15 protein-coding genes are annotated in these 19681 nt (G+C 60.2%); 6 read left to right on the forward strand and 9 right to left on the reverse strand.

Going from position 1 to position 19681, the window contains the following annotated elements; all coding sequences use genetic code 11:
* Window positions 1-80: 80 nt before the first annotated feature.
* Entirely contained in the window at window positions 81-2312 is a 2232-nt protein-coding gene (locus G5S37_RS11380; RefSeq protein ID WP_165203813.1) for a S16 family serine protease, read from the reverse strand.
* A 414-nt stretch (window positions 2313-2726) separates the two neighbouring features.
* Window positions 2727-3731, reverse strand: a complete 1005-nt coding sequence (gene rfaD, locus G5S37_RS11385; RefSeq protein ID WP_165203815.1) for an ADP-glyceromanno-heptose 6-epimerase — start codon at window positions 3729-3731, stop codon at window positions 2727-2729.
* A gap of 1413 nt (window positions 3732-5144) precedes the next feature.
* Between rfaD and G5S37_RS11390 the strand changes: the two genes are divergently transcribed.
* Window positions 5145-5564 (forward strand): hypothetical protein, encoded by a 420-nt coding sequence (locus G5S37_RS11390; protein WP_165203817.1) that lies wholly within the window; start codon window positions 5145-5147, stop codon window positions 5562-5564.
* Window positions 5565-6066: 502 nt separating this feature from the next.
* Here G5S37_RS11390 and G5S37_RS11395 read toward each other — a convergent pair.
* From G5S37_RS11395 to G5S37_RS11425, 7 genes are all read right to left on the reverse strand, one after another.
* A complete protein-coding gene (locus G5S37_RS11395; protein WP_165203819.1) occupies window positions 6067-7485 on the reverse strand; it encodes a glycosyltransferase in 1419 nt (472 codons plus the stop codon).
* Window positions 7482-8663 (reverse strand): UDP-N-acetylglucosamine 2-epimerase (non-hydrolyzing), encoded by a 1182-nt coding sequence (wecB, locus tag G5S37_RS11400; RefSeq protein ID WP_165203821.1) that lies wholly within the window; start codon window positions 8661-8663, stop codon window positions 7482-7484. The genes G5S37_RS11395 and wecB overlap by 4 nt, the downstream gene beginning before the upstream one ends.
* Complete coding sequence (locus G5S37_RS11405; RefSeq protein WP_165203823.1) at window positions 8660-9535, reverse strand: sugar nucleotide-binding protein; 876 nt, start codon at window positions 9533-9535, stop codon at window positions 8660-8662. Before G5S37_RS11405 ends, wecB begins: the two co-directional genes overlap by 4 nt.
* Window positions 9536-9962: 427 nt before the next feature.
* Window positions 9963-11036: an SDR family NAD(P)-dependent oxidoreductase gene (locus G5S37_RS11410; protein ID WP_165203825.1), complete on the reverse strand. Its 1074-nt coding sequence runs from the start codon at window positions 11034-11036 to the stop codon at window positions 9963-9965.
* 1058 nt (window positions 11037-12094) lie between these two features.
* On the reverse strand, window positions 12095-12904 hold the full coding sequence (locus tag G5S37_RS11415) for a hypothetical protein (RefSeq protein WP_165203827.1): 810 nt from the start codon (window positions 12902-12904) through the stop codon (window positions 12095-12097).
* A gap of 102 nt (window positions 12905-13006) precedes the next feature.
* A complete protein-coding gene (locus G5S37_RS11420; protein ID WP_165203829.1) occupies window positions 13007-14488 on the reverse strand; it encodes a Gfo/Idh/MocA family oxidoreductase in 1482 nt (493 codons plus the stop codon).
* A 61-nt stretch (window positions 14489-14549) separates the two neighbouring features.
* Window positions 14550-15032, reverse strand: a complete 483-nt coding sequence (locus G5S37_RS11425) for a DoxX family membrane protein (protein ID WP_165203831.1) — start codon at window positions 15030-15032, stop codon at window positions 14550-14552.
* A 292-nt stretch (window positions 15033-15324) separates the two neighbouring features.
* On the opposite strand from G5S37_RS11425, the gene G5S37_RS11430 reads away from it, so the two are divergent.
* The 5 genes from G5S37_RS11430 to G5S37_RS11450 all read left to right on the forward strand — a co-directional run bounded on the left by G5S37_RS11430 (window position 15325) and on the right by G5S37_RS11450 (window position 19468).
* Window positions 15325-15825, forward strand: a complete 501-nt coding sequence (locus tag G5S37_RS11430; protein ID WP_165203833.1) for a nuclear transport factor 2 family protein — start codon at window positions 15325-15327, stop codon at window positions 15823-15825.
* A gap of 24 nt (window positions 15826-15849) precedes the next feature.
* Window positions 15850-16200 (forward strand): hypothetical protein, encoded by a 351-nt coding sequence (locus G5S37_RS11435; RefSeq protein WP_206026403.1) that lies wholly within the window; start codon window positions 15850-15852, stop codon window positions 16198-16200.
* Between the two features lie 92 nt (window positions 16201-16292).
* A complete protein-coding gene (locus G5S37_RS11445) occupies window positions 16293-17375 on the forward strand; it encodes a hypothetical protein (protein ID WP_206026404.1) in 1083 nt (360 codons plus the stop codon).
* 650 nt (window positions 17376-18025) lie between these two features.
* A complete protein-coding gene (locus G5S37_RS32670) occupies window positions 18026-18154 on the forward strand; it encodes a hypothetical protein (protein ID WP_276617036.1) in 129 nt (42 codons plus the stop codon).
* Window positions 18155-18262: 108 nt separating this feature from the next.
* Window positions 18263-19468 (forward strand): radical SAM protein, encoded by a 1206-nt coding sequence (locus G5S37_RS11450; RefSeq protein WP_165203837.1) that lies wholly within the window; start codon window positions 18263-18265, stop codon window positions 19466-19468.
* The last annotated feature ends 213 nt before the right edge of the window (window positions 19469-19681 follow it).

Here is a 19681-nt window from a genome sequence, read left to right on the forward strand (position 1 = left end):
CCCTGCCATCCATCAGGAAAAGCGAGGGTTTGTCAATTCCTTCGTTCTGGAACTAATGAAGGCGCTACGAACCCTGCTGCTTACCTCTCCAGCTCCTCGCGGATCTGGGGATCATTCATCAGGCGGTCCAGCTCGCCTCTCACCAGGTTCGCGGCATTGTAGATCCGTTTCCGCTGTTCGTATTTCTTGGCGTACGTCTGGGCGGGGCGTTCCTGCACCTCCTTCACGATGGAGCCAAAATCCACGATGGAATCCGCGTAGGGACGGATCCGCGCATCGCACTTGGCGCGCAGGTTTGAAATGCGGGTGATGATGCTGCCCACCGACCCCGGGCCGATGCTGTCAAAGGCGTCGTCACTGTCCGCCTTGATGGCGGCGATGAGGGCGCCGGACGCATCATCAATGGCGTTGAGGGACCCCATCAGCGAAAGCAAGGTCGGCACCCTGCCGTTGGCGTACAGCAGCAGGTACTTTGCGGAAAGGTTATTGGGCGTGTCCTTGAGTACCTGCTGAAGCTTGGTGATCACGTGCTGGTTGCGCAGCAGAGCGCCCATCTGGCTTGGATTGTTCAGCAGCACCTCCTGCACCCGGCTCATCTCGGCCAGGGCTATCTGGGTGGTGGCGGGCTTCTCGGCCAGCGCCAGGGCCTCCGCCTCACGGAAGTGGGAGATGCTGAAGATCTGGATGCTGGCAAAGGGGGCGGGGCCGTCAGTGAGCAGCACATCGCCAAGGGCAGACTCGTTTTTTGAGGGGATGCCGACAATCTTGCAGTGGCCCTTGGTCGCACCGCGAATCTTCGCCGCCACGCCGCCGATGGGTTGCACGGTGCCATCCGCATTCATGTCTCCTGTCACGGCAAAGGCCTGGTCGAGGTCCTTGCCGGTGACCAGGGAGTGCAGCAGCAGCGCGCAGGCCACGGCGGCGGAGGGGCCATCCTTCTTCGAATACTTGTCGGCGAACGACAGCTCGATCTGGTATCCCCGCGGCCAGCCACCGTGGGTGAGCTGGGCAAATTTCACCACCTCCTCCAGCGCCTTGGTCATCATGTCGCCCACCGGCTGGTTGAACTGCACGCTGGACGCCTGGCCGGCGGATCCCTTCAGGGCGATGGCACCGATCTTTGAGGCGCTTCCCGCTTCACCACCGCTGAGGGAGAGGATCATGAGCCCGTGGACGCTCGTCTGCATGAGCTTCAGCCCCGTGTCAGGTGAGCCACCTTGGGGGACGATCCTGGCGTCCACCATGGCGGTGGAGAAGGTATCCGAGGTCGTGGGAAAGGTGGGAAGGGTGGGAAAGGGGGAGGTGGGTGTCCGCGTCACCACGGACGTGGGGACTGTCGTGTTCGTGATCGTGGTGGTGACGGGTGTCCTGACAGGCTGGTTCACCGCGATCGCTTGAGGCAGTACCGAGGTGATGGTCCTCGCGGGCAGGTTCAGGGGCAGCTCGTTGCGTGAAACCGAACCGCCGGCGATGGAGTAAGTCAGCGAGCAGCCGGGAGACACCTCCTGGCCTACCGGGGTCACCACATATTGCGTGAGCTGCGCCGTCACCTGGTCAGAGGTCTCAGGCGGATAAAAGGAGGCGGACAGCTGGAGCGGCGTGGTGATGTCCGGCAGAGGCACCCCGGGGACCAGCGTGCAGGAGTCGAACACACAGTCCCGCGTCACCGCCAGAAATGGAGCCGTGTAGGAGCACTGGGTGAAGGAGCAGCCGACCACATCCGTCTGGGCGAGCTTCATATCCTGCAGCAGACCTGCTCGAGAAAGCACCATGGGCAACACGGCGGGGCCGCGCACGGTGCACTGATCCATGGTGAGTCCCATCACCACATTTTGCGAGCCCCTCAGCTGAAACTGCACCTGGGAGAGCACGGAGTTTTTCAAGGCCAGGTGACCCCGGTAACGCTCGAAGAGATCCCCGGCGCCGGAAGAGGTCGAAACGCTGGAACCCAGCGTGAAGGTCACGCCGTCAAAAATGCAATCCTCGAAGGAGATACGAGCTCCCGAGCCCACATCGATGGTGCATCCCTTGAAGAGGATGTTCTTCGCGTGGACGTTCGCATTGACCACCATGAAGTTCACTTTCTCGTAGTCGGACCCGTCCGTCATGCCAACATCGATCCGGGGGACATTGGAAATGTTTCCGCCCCCGGTGCTGGTGACCTGTCCTCCGTAGATCCAGAAGGTCGGATCCGAGGTATAGCGCCCGGCAGGAAAGACGAAGGAAGAATTGAGATACAGCTTGGACGCCGTCTCCTGCGCTTTGAGCTCCGTGGCCGGAACACAGAGCACCGCCATGCTGGCAGCCAGCATGGCAAGAATTTTCCAGACGCTTGCTCGGAATTTCACACTGCCATCCATCAGGAAAAGCGAGCGGTTGTCAATTGCTGCGTGACTGGAATTAGTGAGCCTTGCGTAATAGGCTGACACTAACGGCAGGTCCTGGTCCTGTGGCTGCTTCAGGCCGAAGGCTTGGGATATGTCAGCCCAGGGCAACGCCCTGGGAGGAGACATACGAGTGTCATCCAAGCCCTGAAAGGGCGTGATAAAGATGCGCCTTCCTTCGCAGGCTCTTATCCCGCCCTTTCAGGGCTATTCAAATTCCATCATTCTCCCAGGGCGTTGCCCTGGGCTGACATGTCGCAGACCTTCGGCCTGCAATTCTGCCGGACATTGCAAGGCGGAGACGTCAGTCTCCTCTGCAAGATTCAATCATGGCGCAGCCGGTCAGTCCCCGAGCAGCTTCCCGGGCGCCAGATAACCCTGCACATAGTCCTTCACGGCAACTTCGAGCTCGGTGATGGTGCCGTTGAAGCCGGCCGAGCGCAGCTTGGAGACGTCTGCACAGGTGTAGTACTGGTACTTCGCCTGGAGATGCGCCGGCATATCCACGAACTCGATGTTCACCGGCAGGTCCATGGCGGCGAAGATGGCGCTCACGAGCTGCTTCCACGAGCGGGCCTTGCCGGAGCCGAGGTTGTAAAGGCCGCCTGCGTCCGCGTTGTTGCCGAGGAAGATGGTCATGTCCACCGCGTCCTTCACATACAGGAAGTCTCGCATCTGTTCGCCATCGCCGTAGTCCGGGCGGTGGCTGCGGAAGAGCTGCACCTTTCCTTCGTTGCAGATCTGGGCGAAGGCCTTGTTCACCACGGAGCGCATGTCGGCCTTGTGGTTCTCATTCGGGCCATACACGTTGAAGTACTTCAGCCCCACGATGCGGTCCGCGATGCCGGCGCGGCGGGCATACTGGTCGAAGAGGTGCTTCGAGTAGCCGTACATGTTCAGCGGGCGGAGCACGTCGATGTCCTCCATCTTGTCATCCATGCCAAAGGCGCCATCACCATACGTCGCGGCGGAGGAGGCATACACAAAGCGGGCGCCCATGCCCAGAGCCCAGTGCGCCAGGGTCTTCGTGTACTCGAAGTTGTTCTTCATCAGGTGGTGTGCATCCCGCTCCGTCGTCGCCGAGTTCGCACCGAGGTGATACACCACATCGAACTTGCCCAGGTGATCGGGCCGCGTTTCGACAAGCTTCAGCAGGTCATCCGCATCCAGGTAGTCCGCATACTTCAGCGCGACGAGGTTCTTCCACTTCTCATCCGTACCGAGGCGGTCGGTCACGACGATGTTCTCATTTCCCCGCAGATTGAGCGCCCACACAAGCGCCGAACCAATGAACCCGGCGCCGCCGGTGACGAGGATGCGAGGAGAACTGCTGCTGGAGAATGCCATGAGGAGAAAGGGGGGAAGTAGCGGAAAGGACTCCCATGATTCGCGTGCCACGTGGCCGGGTCAAGCAGCGCTTCACGGTTGAGGGGGGGAAACGCAAAGCAGCAACGCAGCAAAGAAATTCCAAGGAGGTTAGGCGTCCCCGCCTGACAGTGGGCGTTAGGCCTCCGGCCTGACCAGCAACACATCGCAAGGTCTTCCGCATCGCCTTCGCCAGTCAGTCAATCCCACCACAAGGCCATTTCCGGTTAACCGCAAAGGGGCAGAGGAGCAAAGGACGCAGAGGAGCAAAGGACGCAGAGGATTGATAGGTTTGGTGGCGGGGTAGTGGATGTGACTTGGCGTGGTGACTCTCGATGCAGAGGAGGCAGAGACGCGCAGGAGTTCCGCTCGTGCGTGTGAGAGTTGCATCATTCGGAGGTTAGGCGTCCCCGCCTGACAGTGGGCGTTAGGCGTCCCGCCTGACCAGCAACACATCGCAAGGTCTTCCGCATCACCTTCGCCAGTCAGTCAATCCCACCACAAGGCCATTTCCGGTTAACCGCAAAGGGGCGGAGGAGCAAAGGACGCAGAGGATCGAAGGGGTAGGGCGGCAGGGTAGAATGATGTGCCATGGCGTGGTGCACCTCGATGCAGAGGAGGCAGAGACGCGCAGGGGTTACGCTCGTGCGTGTGAGAGTTGCATGATTCGGAGGTTAGGCGTCCCCGCCTGACAGTGGGCGTTAGGCCTCCGGCCTGACGAGAACCTGCCCACGGATCGATTACGTCCTTCAACCAACCCAACACGCCACTACCCTTCAAGGAGTGGGGACATTCCTGTCCCCATTGCTCACGTGATGTGGCATCGCGTGATGACGATTCATCCCTCGGAGGCATACACGAGGGATTTGCTACACGTTGTGCGATTGCTGACTGACTTCGTCTGAAATCGTGGCAGACCGAAATGGGGGCAGGAATGCCCCCACTCCTTGACCGGCCGCGACGCACTAACTTACTTGAAGCACGCAATCGCTCCGCGTCACGACCGTCAGGCCGGAGGCCTAACGCCCACAGTCAGGCAGGACGCCTAACCTCCGGTCGATGCACCATCCTCCAAACACGCTCATCACCCCTGAGCCAAACCCCATCAGTCCTCTGCGTCCTTTGCCCCTCTGCCCCTTTGCGGTGAATCGGAAACGGCCTCGTGATGTGATAGACGAGGGCGACGACGCAGGATGTGTTGCTGCTGCGGTCAGGTCGGAGCCATCTCTTTTGCGGGTGGGAGTTCGAGTGGCTTTGGAAAAAATGCCTTGCTTTGATTTGATGCATGGAGGAGTCTCACATCGTTGCGCCGTGCAATAGTGCATGGCGAAATGTATAGGTGCATCTGGCCTATGTGGACGGGATGTGCCCTTAACTCCAAACTGAACCACTGCTATGGCCCTTATTCTCAGCATCGAAAGCGTCGTTACCCATGTGATCTGCAGTGATGAGAAAGCCCTCATCATTCTGGCCGTTGGAACAGTGACCAGTTCCGGCTGGACCAGGCCGGAACTGAGTCCCTGGGTGTACATCACTCCTCCCAAGGACGGTATCTACGACTTCAGCTTCATCGCTACGCCGCCTTCAGGAATTGTGACGCCGAGCCTTCGTCCCATCATTGGAGGAGGGGTGTTTCCGAACATGCCTTCTTGGGTGAAGGGCGTGCGTATTCACGCTTCCTCCAACTGCAAAGAGGCTCCTGTTTCTGACATCTGTCTGGTAGACTTCAACAAATTGAAGCTGGCATGGGATGGAGACCTCCCGTGGCCGGACATCTTCCGTGTGACCGACGGCACCATCATTGGAAATGGTTGAGGGTCGGATAGGGAGAACGGCCTTGTCTGACGGGGAGTGTGCAAAGTAAAAACAAAAGGCGCCGGAGGAGGACTCCGGCGCTTTTGTTAAAACACTCTACGAGGCCCCCTTTGCGGGTTAACCGGAAAGGGCCTCGTGGTGTGATAGACGAAGGCGACGACGCAGGATGTGTTGTTGGTCAGGCGGGACGCCTAACATCCACTGTCAGGCGGGGACGCCTAACCTCCGGTGCCGCCACATCAAAGGCGTGAGAAAAGTTCCTGCGCGTCTCTGCCTCCTCTGCGTCGAGGTGCACCATCTTCCAAACACGCTCATCACCCCTGAGCCAAACCCCATCAGTCCTCTGCGTCCTTTGCCCCTCTGCCCCTTTGCGGTTAACCAGAGTCGGCCTCGTGGTGGGAATGATAGGCAAAGGCGATGCGGAAGATTATGCGATGTGTTGTTGGTCAGGCGGGACGCCTAACATCCACTGTCAGGCGGGGACGCCTAACCTCCGGTGGTCTCACTTCTTCCGGTGTTCCCACCACTCTTCCACTGCCTTCACCTGCGGCGCATAGGTGTTCGACCACAGTCGCGCCCAGCTCCGCGACCACCAGATCTTCCGGGTGACCTCATCCATCAGTGGCACTGCGGCCTTCAGTGCCTGCAGGTATTGCTCTCCGGCGCCTTCGTATGTGCGGTTTGCCATGCTGGCTTTCGCAGTCTTCATCCCTTCCTGGATGCGCTTGAGCTCACGCTTGTGCCTGCTCCTCCAGGCCCAGCGCGCGATGGGTGACTTCTTCAGTTGCCGGACCAGTTGCAGCACTCCCTGCACGGTCTCACGCAACACCCGCACTTCGCGGGAGGATACCTTCAAACGATTCTCCAGCTTCGCGGCACGCTCCTGGAAGTCCTGCATGATCTTTTGCAGTGCCTGCGCCTCACCGCTCGATGCCTTCAGGTGCCGCTCAAGATCCTTGGCGTACCGCTCACGTTCCCGGGAGCGCTGATCAAGCTCCATGGAGCGTCGCTCCTGCTCACCGGCACGATCCTTCCATCGCTTGCCTTCATCCAGTCGCTGCTCACTCACCGCTGCAGCCAGCAACAAGGTGTCGATTGCTTCGCTTGCCGTCCTGGAAGCGATATCACTGGGGTCTCCCCAGCGCCCACCATTGATGCTCACACAAGGCGACGGCTCGGTGATCAAACGAAAGAGCTTCTCGTTGCGTTGAAACTTGTCCCACGGCACGTCCGTCCGGTTGGGCACATAGTGGTTCTGGTGGAAGACAAAGGGCTCGTCCACGTGTCGCACTTCCATGCCGGATCTGCGAATGCGGTGGACGAGTTCCACGTCGTCATAGGCAAACCCGGTGGCATACCGTTCGTCGAACCCGCCCAGCATTTCCAGGTCGCGGCGGGTGATGGCAGCACAGAAGTGATGCGCATTGGGCCAGATGCTCGAATGGTTGTACCAGCCTTCACCTCCCAGTTCCACCGGTTGACGGGCGTGGAGCGTGAATGAGGCGGCCTGTGCCTGTACCTGGGCGGCGTCTCCTTGCAGGGACTGCGTCTCCGCCTCGTTCAAGGCATAACACGAATAGGCCAGATACACGCCGCTGCGGAGATGCTTCTCCACATGACGCAGGATTGGTCCAGCATGGAAGCACTCCGGATTCTGCAGGATGATGAGGTCTCCCTTCGCCTGGCGGATGGCGTAGTTGAAGGGAATGCAGGGATTCGTGTACCACTTTTTCGCAGGGTCCAGCCGGAACACCCGGAGGAAGGGGAAGCGCTCCACGAGGTCCTCCACCCGTTCCTCCTCCCGGCTACCGTCATCTACTACAACGAACTCAAACTCCGGACCACCAAACAAGAGCAGGCTCTCCAGGGTGCGGATGAAGAGGGCCCTGCGATTGTAGTAAGCGGTGACGATGGAGATCATACACGGTCACGGTCACGGTCACGGTCACGGTCTTCGCTGGCTACCGTTTCTTGCTTGCGCCACACCACCCGGTTCACGTAGTCGGTGTAGCCACAAATGATTTTGGCGACCTTCCAGGAGACCTGCTCAACAAGATAGTCCACCGGGATGCGGGGATGTACTCCAGCACGGTGCTGTGCCACGGCGATATCCACCGCCTGCCGGATGCGTCCTTCGCTCAGGCCGCTCATCACCAGCACGCCTTCATCCATGCCTTCCGGCCGCTCATGTGCCTCACGCAGGGTCACGGCGGGGAACCCCATCAAGGCAGACTCTTCGGTGATGGTGCCACTGTCGGAAAGGGTGCAGTACGCGCCGCACTGCAGCGCGATGTAGTCAGGAAATCCCAGGGGAGGAAGCGCACGCACCAGCGGATGCAACTGGTGCCCGCCGGCCTCCAGCCGCTTCCGCGTTCGGGGATGCAGGGAGAGAATCATGGGGAACTGGAATGTCTCCGCCATCGCGCCAAGCGACTGCACCAGCGCCGCGAGCTTCTCGGGTTGGTCCACATTTTCCTCTCGATGGGTGCTCACCACGAAGTAGCGTTCCCGTTCCAGACCCAGGCGGGAGAGGACGTCCGATGACTGGATTTTTTCGGCATGATGATCCAGCACTTCCTTCATGGGGGAGCCTGTTTTGATCACGCGATCTTCAGGCAATCCCTCGCGGAGCAGGTTCCGCCGCGCATGCTCGGTGTAGCAGAGATTGATATCGCTGACGTGGTCCACGATGCGGCGGTTCACTTCCTCCGGCACTCGTTGGTCGAAGCAGCGATTGCCCGCCTCCATGTGGAAGATGGGAATCTTCCTCCGCTTGGCGGGGATCACGCACAGGGCGCTGTTGGTATCCCCCAGCACGAGCAGCGCTTCGGGTTTCTCCTGCTCCAGCACGGCATCCACCTTCAGGATGGTATTGGCGATGGACTCCGCCGCCGTGGCTCCGGCCACCTCCAGCAGGATGTCCGGCCGGCGAATCCCAAGCTCATCGAAGAAGATGCCGTTGAGTTCGTAGTCGAAGTTTTGGCCGGTATGGACCAGCACGTGGTGCGCCACACTGTCCAGCACCGGGATGACCCTGCTCAGGCGGATCAACTCCGGCCGTGTGCCGACGACAGTGAGGATCTTCAAACGAATGCTCATGATTGTTTTTCCTGCACGAAGCTCTCACGATTTGCCTGCTGCATCCACTCGCGCAACTCCCGCAGTTGCTCCCGCAGCGGGGGACGCACCACCTGCGGCACCAGCGTGCGATCGACAGGCTCGGGCGCGGCGAACGGTTGAATCTCGATGGGATGTTCCCAAACCTCGGCAAACATTCGCAACAGGTCATGCTTGCTCAGATGCTCCGCCACCCCGAGCTGGACCACACCGGAGGAGAGTGGTCCCAACGTGCCGCGCATCATCTCCATGGCGGCCTTCGCCCACTCCAGCGTCGTGATGCCATTCCAGAAGTGATTGGTATATCCCTGCACCGGCCCCTGTTGCTTGAGGAACCAGCCAAGAAGCCCGCCGCCCGTGTTTGTGCCTTTGCTTGCCAGGCCTTCAGGGCCCACGATGGAAACACGGAGGCACGTCACGCGCGGATCCAACGCCACGGCTTCACCGAGTGCCTTGGAGAGGCCATAATCATTTGCGGCGTCCTTGAGGTCCTGCGTGTGATAACGGCCACGCGCCCCGGAGAAGACACAGTCCGTGCTCGCATGAATGAGCCGCTGACCGGGGTGCAAGCATTGCAGCAGATGCAGGGGGAAGTGGGTGTTCGCCCGGAAGAGAGTTTCCACATCGACTCCCTTTTGCGGAATGGCCCCCAGCGCATTGATGATCCACGCACATCCGGATTCACGCACCGCTTCCAGCAAAGGCTCCTGCGGCGTGCCGCCATAGCGTGCCTCATGGGTGATCACTTCGCAGCCCTGTGCATGCAGGTATGCCGCCACCACATGCCCCAGCATGCCGCGGTGTCCGAGCACGAATACGCGGTCCCGGCTGATGTCAGCATTTGATGGCGCCATCGCATCCCGCATGGATTGTCTGCAAGCTGGTGCGGTGTCACCGAAGTTTGTTTGAGAATGAGACGGCATCAGGTCGTGGCAGCTCCTACGCCGAAGGCGTTGCACATTGTCCAGCCCAGGGTCAGTCCGCGAAGCGGGCGCCACCCTGGGACAGCATGACGGTTTATGAACGCCGAAGGTGTTCCACAAAGACGGTCAATCGGCAAGCCACGTCGTCCGGCCTTTGCGGCTGTTTGTGGAACACCTTCGGCGTTCGATTCGCTTCTGGGTACCACCCAAGGTGGCGCTTGCTTCGCAAGCTGACCTTGGGCTGGACAATGTGCAACGCCTTCGGCGTAAAAGCTCGCTTCGTTTTTAAGCATGAATGAACCGGGTTCCGCGATGTCAGAGACATCAGAATCATTCAGGAAACATGAGTGACACCACACTACGCTGCCGCTGCGTCGCTGTGTTTCGGACTCACCAGGTTGAGTGCGGTGTGCAGCTCACTCTTGATGTAGTCGAGCTTCAGGAGTGTCTCCACCAGGTCCGCATCACTCAGGCGCCGGGTGTTCTCGGAGGTGTAGTCCGTAGCCTCCGTCACGCCGGGCTCGCCTTTGTCCGTGTACATCGCGTAGTTCAGATCGCGGGCATCTGACGGGATTCGGAAATAGCCATCACGGTCCTCCGCGCGGATCATCTCCTCCCGCGTGAGGAGCGCCTCGTGTTTCTTCTCCCCGTGACGCGTGCCGATGATTTTGATTTCGCTCCTGGAGTTGAAGATTTGCTTCAGCGCTCGCGCGAGCTGCCCGACGGTGGCGGAGGGCGCCTTCTGCACAAAGATGTCACCCCCCTGCCCGTGGGTGAAGGCATAGAGCACCAAGTCGACGGCCTCATCCAGGGACATCATGTAGCGGGTCATTTCCGGGTCCGTGATGGTGATGGGCAGCCCCGCTCTGAGCTGCTGTACAAAGAGGGGAATCACGGAGCCCCGTGAGGCCATCACATTGCCATAGCGGGTGACGCAGAGGGTAGTGGAGCCGACCGGGAGATTACGCGACTTGGCGGAGACCACCTTTTCCATCAGTGCCTTGGACATGCCCATGGCATTGATGGGATACACCGCCTTGTCCGTGCTGAGAGCAATGACGTGGCCCACGCCGTGATGGATGGCGGCGTTGAGCGTGTTCTCCGTGCCCAGCACGTTGGTGTACACTGCCTCCATGGGGTGGAACTCGCACGAGGGCACCTGCTTGAGGGCAGCCGCGCAGAAGACCATGTCCGCCCCGCGCATGACGCTGGAGACGCTGTTGGGATCACGCACATCACCGAGGTGGAACTTGAGTCGCGCATCGCGGTACTCGCTGCGCATGTCCTCCTGCTTCTTCTCATCCCGGCTGAAGATGCGAATTTCTGCCACACCCTTCGTGAGGAAACGCCGCACCACCGCATTTCCAAAGGAGCCGGTACCGCCGGTGATGACAATGATCTTGTTTTGAAACCTGGCCAAACTCTCCGTCATGTCGTGGGTGTGTCTCCGGTGTGTCAGTCAATCAAGGCACGGGGAACGAAGGTGCTGGCATAGACCATCTTGCGCGCCTGCGCCAGTCTGTAGTGGGATTTGGGGTGGGTGATTTCGGGAAGTTTTATGCCCCGTACTTTTGAGCTAGAGAAGAATGAAGCTCCCAAGTGGCCAGCAGCCTTTGCCCCGAAAAGCGCGGGTGCGTTGCATGATGGAGGTTAGGCGTCCCGCCTGACCAGCAACACCTCGCACCTTCTTCTGCTGCCACATCACGAGGCCGACTCCGGTTAACCGCAAAGGGGCAGAGAGGCAAAGGACGCAGAGGCTTGATGGGGTTGGTTCAGGGGCAGTGAGTGTGTTTCGAGAATAGTGCATCTCGACGCAGAGGAGGCAGAGACGCGCAGGATGCTTGCATCGACCGGAGGTTAGGCCTTCCGGCCTGACAGCGGGCGTTGGGTCTTCCGACCCGACAGGAGTGCAGCGCTGGGTCTTTCGCATCGCGTTCGGCATTTCAAACACACCTCGAGGTCATTTCCGGCTCAAGGAGTGAGAGCATTCTTCCTGCTCCCATTGGGGGCTTTTGCGCACGACTTCATGAAAGCCTCTCCTTCAGCATAGCCGAAGACGAATGTCTGCATTGTTACCGTCGGGTCGGAAGACCCAACGCCCGCTGTCAGGCCGGAAGGCCTAACCTCCGGTCGCTGCAACTCTCACACGCACGAGCGAAGCGTTCGTGCGCGTCTCTGCCTCCTTTGCGTCGAGGTGTGCCACGCCATGGTACGTTCACTACCCTCCTGCTCTACTCCTATCAATCCTATACGCCCTCTACATCCTCTGCGTCCTTTGCCTTTCCGCCCCTTTGCGGTTAACCGGAAACGGCCTCGTGGTGGGATTGAGAGGAGAAGGCGAAGATTCGGGAGGGGTGCTGGTCAGGCGGGACGCCTAACATCCTCTGTCAGGCGAGGACGCCTAACCTCCGGGCACGAAAAAGCGCCGGAGTTTCCTCCGGCGCTCTTCTGAGATTGAATCAAACAATCGTCGCTGATACAAAACGAACCTTACTTCTTCGCAGGAGTGCCGTAGACGCTCACTTCGATGTAGTGGTTCATTTCATTGGCGGTATTGCCGTTGCTCCAGATGCGCACGAAGCGGCCGCGGGTGCCCTTGCCATCGATGAGACGGCCGTGGTTGGTTTCGGTGTAGGCGAGGTCAGCGCCCTTGCCGAGCTTCGAGCTGTCGTCGTGGTCGCTGTTGTACACGCTGGTCACGCCGGTCTTGAACTCGGGGTCATTGCTGATCTGCACGTTCACGTCGAAGTAGACGGAAGCCTGCTTGTGGAAGTGCCAGAGGAGGATCTTCCAGACGTCATACTCGGCGCCGAGGTCGATCTGCACCCACTGGTGGCCAGGGGCGAGTTCCACGTAGCAGCCGTCAGCAGCGTCCGCGTCACCGTCGGTCACGAGGTCCAGCGTGCCGATGATTGGCAGCGGGTCGGAGCTGGTCACGGTCTTGCCCTTAGCCACGTTTTCCGTGCCCTTGGGAAGCTGGAAGGTCAGACGGGCCTTCACGGCTTCCGGGTCAGCCTTTTCCAAGTTCGGGATATCGCCCACGGGCACCGGGGTGCCCACGAACATGGCCTTCGGGTACTCAGGCTTGATTTCCACCAGTTCGCCAGCAGGCACATTGGCCGGAGCAGCAGCGGGATTGGCGGCAGCTGCGCCACCACCGGAGGCGGCGGGAGCAGCGGCTTCTTTCTTCGCTTCACCACCGGAAGGAGAGGCGGGCTTCTGCTCTCCGCAGGAGGAGAGGGCGAGGGTGGCTGCCATGAGGCCGCCGGCAATCAGGAGGATATTGGACTTCAGTTTCATTTTAGCGTTTGGAGATTCAGGAGGTGAATGGAGTCGGTCAGTCAGTCAATCAGCAGAGACGTGGTGGAAGGGGGCGGCCACTCAAGCTCAAGCCAATCTCAATCAAGCCACAGTGAAGTCTTCGGGGGTGAAGAGCACCTTCGTGCCCTTTTCGATGGCTTCGTACGCCTTCAGCACGGTCACGCACGACTTGAAGGCCGCCTGGACGTTGCAGTTCAGGTGGTTCGCATCGTTCGTCTGCACGGATTCGATGAAGTTCCGGATGTGAGGGGCATGCGGGCGCTCGTTGAGCGTCACGTTGAGCTCCCACTGGTCCAGAGCCTTGCTCTCACGCACGTCGGCGGCGGAGACCTTCGTATAAGACGGGGGCTTGGGCTTTTCCCAGTTGCGGCTCTGTTCCCAGAACTTGTTTTTGATCTTGTCCGCGGCCTTGGCGATGAAGGGGTTTTCGCCTTCGCTGAACTTCGTCCAGTCGTTGCCGGGTTCGGCATAGACCTGGTTGTACAGCGCAGCTTCGGAAATGATGGCGGAGCCCTTCACACCCATGTGCTTCTCATAGAAGCCCTGGGAGCCGGTGGTGGTGAGCACCTGGTAGTAGGCGCGCATGGTGCCGGACGGGAGCTTGAACTCATACAGGCACATCACGTTGTCCGGCAGTTCGAACTTCGCCTTCTGCACGCCGTCTTCACCCGTGGAGCCGTCGTAGTAGTCCACTGCGCCGGTCGCGATCACGGACACGGGCTGGGTGTCATACATCCAGTTGAACATGTCAATCTGGTGCGCTCCGAGGTCGGAGAGGGGGCCGGCGCCGTACTTGGAGAAGAAGCGCCAGTTGCGGAACTGGAGCATGTCCGCGTAGCCGTACTTGCTCAGCATCTCCTGCGGGATGTCCTGGTTCTTCGGCACGCCGAGGGGGACGGAGGCGGAGACACCGCGGTTCCACTGGCCGTAGCAGTGGGTCACACGGCCCAGCAGGTTGTTCTTGCGGATGACATTGTCGCGCAGGTTGATGTAGCGCGGGTTGCTGTGGCGCTGGTGGCCAATCTGGAAGATGCCCTTGTTTTCGCGACCGGCTTTCACCATGTCACGAGCACCGTCGATGGTGTTGGACATCATCTTCTCGCAGTACACGGACTTGCCTTTTTCCAGGGCAAGGCGGGAGAAGGGGGCGTGCAGGAAGTCTGGCGTGGCGATGAAGACGGCCTCGATGGATGGCTCCTTTTCCAGGAGTTCCTCGATGGTTTCGTACTGGTTCACCGTGCCTTCGACCTGGTGCTTGTTCTCCAGCTCCATGCGGCGCGCCATGGGCTTGCGGTTGTAGCCCCAGATGTCCGCCACGGCCACCCAATGGATGCCGTCCACGGTTTTGGAGGCGGTGCGCAGGGCATCACCCTGGGCGCCGCAGCCTACGAGGGCGCATTTGATTTTGCGGCCGGCAGCAGCTGCCTGGGCCATGGCGCTCTTGCTGGTGCCCAGCAGGAGGGTGCCGCCTGCAACGGCGGCGCTGTTGCGGAGGAAGCCGCGTCGGTCCATGAAACGGGAAAGACCGGAAGGCTCTGGGGAATTATTGGGAATGGCGTTCATGCTATCGAGTGGCACTTCACTTCAAGTGACGAATCTTCAGACAGGCGACCGTGCGTTATGCTCAGTCTACCTTCTTGCTGCGGAAGAGAAGTCCATCGAGACCGATTTGCTTGGCCTTGCAGGTCATGAGCGCCGAGGCGGTAATCAGAACGGAAACACCGATGTACACCACTTCGGTGTCATCTGGCAGGGCGGCGAGGCCGAAGCCGAGGGAAATGAACACGAGGCCGGCGGCGAGAAGGCTGAACTCGGTGAAGAGACCGATGAGCACCCAGGCGCCTACGCCGAGGAGGGCAAAACCGATGTTGTGCGCAAACTGGTCGCACATCCACTTCGGCAGGAAGCTGTTGGTGGACATGAGGTCAGCAATCTGCTGGCTCTTCACCTTGTAGTTGTCCATGTTGAAAGTGGCATCTTCACCCGAGCCTTTGCGGAACTTGTCAACGCCTGCCATGATGAGACGCTCGGCCACCCAGAGGCGGAGGAGGACATGGGCAAAAGCGAGGTCGAGACGGAATCCACTGCGAGTATTCTCTTCGGACATGATTTGGCTAAGTATTGGTGTGGGCTAGGGGTGGGGGACGTCGATTCTGTAGTGGCATGCCCCTGAAATCCAGTGAAATTTCAGGTCCGGCGCGGCGGGGTGACGTTTCTTTCTATAGTGTCCAAATTCCCTCCGGATGGCGGTGTATAGCCGGGTAGGTGCAGGCAGTTTCGGGAGAAGGCATCATTCCGCTTCATCGCTGACCGGGTATTGCACCAAGGTACTAGCCTTTTTAGGTGGTGTTTCACCCGTAATCGTGGTGAGATCACCCCGAACAAAAATCTTCACTGCTATGAGACGTCGAACAGCCGTGCTCTCTGCGCTCACAGGTCTGGCATACGCAGCTGCCAGTGCAACGAAGGTAACAGCGGCGGAGGAGGGCTCCGCGGAAAATCCGGAATTGGAAAAGGTCAAGGCTCTGCTAAAAGCTCACGATGACGCTTTCAAAGCCCACGATCTCGAAGGGGTGCTCAAGACCTTCGCCAAGAAGTCTGCTGTCATGGGCACTGGTCCGGGGGAAATCTGGCACGGACCGGAAGAGCTGAAAGATGCTTACACCCACTTCTTCGAAACCTTCGACAAGGGGTCCCAGGAACTCGAACACCAGTACCAGTTCGGCGGTGTCACCGGAGAAACGGCCTGGTTCATGACCAGTGGCAATGTAACAGGCAAGTCGAAAGGCGAAGCCGTCGCATTCCCCCTGAATGTCTCCATCACCGCGGGCAAGGAGGGTGGGGAGTGGAAGATCTTCTCCCTTCATTTCTCCACGTTCGCGAGCAACGACGCCAAATAATCAACCCTTCCAGGAGGTACGGCCATGAATGAAGAGACTTCTGGCAAGGACATGAATGAGGAGGAAGGCGGACCGGATGGCGAGAACATGGGGCGCAGGAACTGCCTGCAAGCCATGGGCCGCTGGTCGGCGGCCGCCATCGCGGCCTCTGCTGGCGCGGTGTGGCTGGGGAGTGCGCGACCTGCCCGAGGGGCGAGTATCTGGGTGAACCGTCGCCCCGGCGGCGGCGGTTGGATCAACCGCCCTGGAGGCTGGATCAATCGTCCGGGGTGGATCAACCGTCCTGGAGGCTGGATCAATCGTCGCCCTGGTGGCGGGTGGATCAACCGGCGCGGTCCGCGAGGTAGGGCAAACAGTTGGGTGAATCGTTGGTAAGTGCTGTTTGGTGCTTGGTATTCGGTAGTTGGGGTTGGTATACAAAAAAAACCGAAGCCGGATTTGGTGGTCCGGTGAAGGCAGCGACGCGCATGCGTGGAGAGCGAGGAGACCTGCAAAGGGATGTCATTGCCATCTGGCCTGTCCAGACGGCTCCTCACTCCACGGGCGCGAACCTGCGGCAGGATGATTCGCAGGGACATGAGCACGAGTCTGAGCATGAGCATGAGCATGAGCATGAGCATGAGCATGAGCATGAGCAAGGGCCCGAACCTTGGGTGGCGCGTGTAGAGAGCGCGGAAGAGTTGCTGGCTCTGCTGGATGCTCCGCCTCCCGGGCTGGAGTGGATTGAGGTAGCGAGCCTGTTGGAGGACCTGGCGCTTTGGAGGTCAGTCGGACAAAAAGGTGATGCCACCAGTATGGATGTCGTGATGCAGGACCCGGCGGCGGAGTTCAGCCGTCTCTACCGCCTCGTGGATGTCACCTCTACCCGATCTGTCCGCGTGACTGTGCCGGTGCGACCAGGATTTCTAAAGGCGCTGAGGCTGGCCGCATCCATCGGTCTGGCTGTGCGCCTGCTGCCTGGACAGCCCGACAAGGCTGGCCTGGCGGAGCTGGACGAGGCGCTGTCCTTCTACCTCTACGATCCCCTGCTGGATGCGCCCGTGGAGTTTTTCCACTCGGTGTTGTCCTACTTCCACGGATACCCCTGCAGCGATCTCTGGGCCCTGCTGCAGGAGGACCCGGGTGCCTTCCCACGGTACGATGAAAAGGGCCAGGTGCGCATGCCGCGCTCGGCAGCGTTCTTTTCTGAAATGGATACCATGGCCACTCCGGCCAATTTTGTGGAGCGGCATGTGCAGCACCTGCTCGACTCCGGTGCCGAGTGTGCCCTGTGCCCATGGCTGGGCATCTGCCAGGGCTACTTCAAGTGGCCGGATGAGAACTACTCGTGTGCCGCTGGTGTCATCCCCCTGTTTGAGCGGTTGAAGCAAACGGCCGAGGAAATGCAGGAGGCACTGGCGGCCAGCGGAGAACAGGGGTGGGGGAGGGAGGCCGGGCAGAAGCAAGAGCAGGAGCAAGAGCAGGAGCAAGAGCAAGAGCAAGAGCAAGAGCAAGAGCAAGAATATGCGGCGGTGGCGGGGACGCAGGGTGACAGACCCGTGTCAGGTTAACATTGAGAAGAATCACTCATGAAACGTCTCGTGACTGACACACGCCATGGCGGCGGGACACGATCCCGGGGCGCACCACCTTGCGCGAAGCGCCTTGGAGTGCGTGTGCGAAGCACCGCTTTGGCGGGAAATTTTCCTCCCCAAGGCTCGGGGGCACTCCTGCCCATACGCATTAACCTAAACGAGAGCGTGCCGAAGCCTCCGCTGGGCAAGCACGTGTCTTTCGCTGTGGACTATGAGACACAGTCGAAGCAGTTCCGCGTACTACGCCCTTCAAGGCAAACGCCCTTCCACCAAAGAGGCGGTAGGGATGCGCTCCTGCGCGTCCGACTTCAGGCGGGCGGAGGTGGTGTGGAACTGCGGCGCGAAACGGCCTCGCCACGCGGCATCCCCCTCCGCCTCCGCCCACTATCTACGGACGCGCAGGAGCGCATCCCTACCGTCCTTTTTTGTGGAGGGGCGTTAAGATGCAAAGTCAATGGTGCCTCAGGGGCTCGAGAGTGTGTTCGTTTCGACGACAAACTCGCAGCTATTGTTCCCTCCGGCACAAATAAAATCCTCAGGTTAATGCTTATGGCACTCCTGCCCCCATTCTCCGCGCAGCTTCCTGATCTCTCACTTCCACATCACCCCCAATCTCGCCCGCAGTCGTGCCTGCACTCGCACTCGCAGCTGCACTCGCAGCCGCACTCGCAGCCGCACTCGCAGCCGCACTCGCAGCCGCACTCGCAGCCGCACTCGCAGCCGCAGTCGCACCCACACTCGCACTCGCACCCTGAAAGGGTGCAGGAGCCCAGCCCAGGGTTAGCGAGCCTAAGCGAGCGACACCCTGGGTACGCCGCCCAACATCCCTCCGACCCAGAACTCCACCCCATCCCCCTGATGCCATGAGCGACCGCGTCTTCAGCGTCATCCTCCTCCCGACGTCCGAGTGCAACGTCGCGTGTGACTACTGCTTTGAGCACAAGGAAAAGCACCGCCTCTCCCGGCTCATGGTGCCCCTGCTCACCAAGCGCCTGCTCGAGCACATGAAGCACGGCGGCTATGAGGAGTGCGAGATCTACTGGCAGGGTGGGGAGGCCATGCTCATGGGGCCGCAATGGTTTGCCGATACCGGGGCCCACATGGCCCGCGCCGCGCACGAGGCGGGCAAGACCTTCACGCACTACCTCCAGACCAATCTCATCAGCTACTCCTCCGCGTGGAAGGAGGTCATCCTCGGCCTCTTTCAGGGCGAGCTGGGTACCTCCATGGACTACCCGAATCCGCACCGGAAGCTCTTCAGCGGCAGTGCGGAGGGTTACACAGACATCTGGACCAAACGACTGAAGGAGGCCCAGCGCGACGGCATAGAAATAGGCGTCATCGCTGTGCTCCACCAGGGCAGCATCGACATCGGCGCGGAGGCCTTCTACCGCTACTACACGGAGGAGCTCGGGCTGGACAACTTCCAGGTGAACACACCCTTCCCCGGAGGACCTGCGAACGAGGTCGAGGGCCAGTTCCGCCTGGACAACCGGGAGCTCGCCGCCTTCCTCGTGGAGTTGTTCGACGTGTGGATGGAGCGCGGCTTTCACTCTGGTGTGAAGCTCGGACCCTTCGATGCGCTCATGGACCATTTCCAGGGACAGGCCGCGCGCCTGCCCTGCATCTGGAAGGAGAACTGCTCGAACCAGTTTATCTCTGTTGACTCAAAGGGCACGGTGGCCCAGTGCGACTGCTGGGTCACCAGCTACCCAGAGTACTTCTTCGGGAACATCTTCCAGGAGCCCAGCCTCACCCGCATGCTGGAGACCAGCCCCGCGCGGCGCGCCTTCGTCGAGCGCCCCGGCAGGCTCGTGGAGGATGAGGATTGCCTGGAGTGCCGCTACCTCTCCATCTGCCACGGCGGCTGCCCCGTGCGCGCCTACAGCGCCACCGGCAGTCTTTTGAAGAAGGACCCCTACTGCGAGGTGTACAAGGCCGTCTTCCACACGGCTGAGACACATGCGCAGAAACTTTTGCGAAGAAGGAAGTCATCAGCTCCACCAGATCGCGTCCAGCCGGTTCTCCCGTCCTTGGGCGGAGCGCTTGCTACCAGCCGGCGGGTGTAGGGGCTGGCCCAAAGGAGGGATGGGTGTGGTCATGTGCATGGGATTCAACACAGAGACACGGAGACGCAGAGGGCACAGAGACTGAAACTGAGAACGCGTGCACGGTTCTCTGTTTTTGGGTTGGCTCCAGCCTCGCCTCGTTCGCCATGACCACTCCGAGCTGCGGATTTCGCCTTCCGCACTCGCATTTCTCAGTCTCCGAAGTTTCCTCTG

The sequence above is a fragment of the Roseimicrobium sp. ORNL1 genome, assembly GCF_011044495.1.
Lineage (GTDB): Bacteria > Verrucomicrobiota > Verrucomicrobiia > Verrucomicrobiales > Verrucomicrobiaceae > Roseimicrobium.

Bases quoted from the DNA above. Each gene is read 5' to 3' on its own strand.
- G5S37_RS11410 (WP_165203825.1), bottom strand. From the start codon at position 11,036: ATGACGGAGAGTTTGGCCAGGTTTCAAAACAAGATCATTGTCATCACC.
- G5S37_RS11445 (WP_206026404.1), top strand. From the start codon at position 16,293: ATGCGTGGAGAGCGAGGAGACCTGCAAAGGGATGTCATTGCCATCTGG.
- G5S37_RS11395 (WP_165203819.1), bottom strand. From the start codon at position 7,485: ATGATCTCCATCGTCACCGCTTACTACAATCGCAGGGCCCTCTTCATC.
- G5S37_RS11430 (WP_165203833.1), top strand. From the start codon at position 15,325: ATGAGACGTCGAACAGCCGTGCTCTCTGCGCTCACAGGTCTGGCATAC.
- G5S37_RS11450 (WP_165203837.1), top strand. From the start codon at position 18,263: ATGAGCGACCGCGTCTTCAGCGTCATCCTCCTCCCGACGTCCGAGTGC.
- G5S37_RS11425 (WP_165203831.1), bottom strand. From the start codon at position 15,032: ATGTCCGAAGAGAATACTCGCAGTGGATTCCGTCTCGACCTCGCTTTT.
- G5S37_RS11390 (WP_165203817.1), top strand. From the start codon at position 5,145: ATGGCCCTTATTCTCAGCATCGAAAGCGTCGTTACCCATGTGATCTGC.
- G5S37_RS11405 (WP_165203823.1), bottom strand. From the start codon at position 9,535: ATGGCGCCATCAAATGCTGACATCAGCCGGGACCGCGTATTCGTGCTC.
- G5S37_RS11380 (WP_165203813.1), bottom strand. From the start codon at position 2,312: ATGCTGGCTGCCAGCATGGCGGTGCTCTGTGTTCCGGCCACGGAGCTC.
- wecB (WP_165203821.1), bottom strand. From the start codon at position 8,663: ATGAGCATTCGTTTGAAGATCCTCACTGTCGTCGGCACACGGCCGGAG.
- G5S37_RS11420 (WP_165203829.1), bottom strand. From the start codon at position 14,488: ATGAACGCCATTCCCAATAATTCCCCAGAGCCTTCCGGTCTTTCCCGT.
- rfaD (WP_165203815.1), bottom strand. From the start codon at position 3,731: ATGGCATTCTCCAGCAGCAGTTCTCCTCGCATCCTCGTCACCGGCGGC.
- G5S37_RS11415 (WP_165203827.1), bottom strand. From the start codon at position 12,904: ATGAAACTGAAGTCCAATATCCTCCTGATTGCCGGCGGCCTCATGGCA.
- G5S37_RS11435 (WP_206026403.1), top strand. From the start codon at position 15,850: ATGAATGAAGAGACTTCTGGCAAGGACATGAATGAGGAGGAAGGCGGA.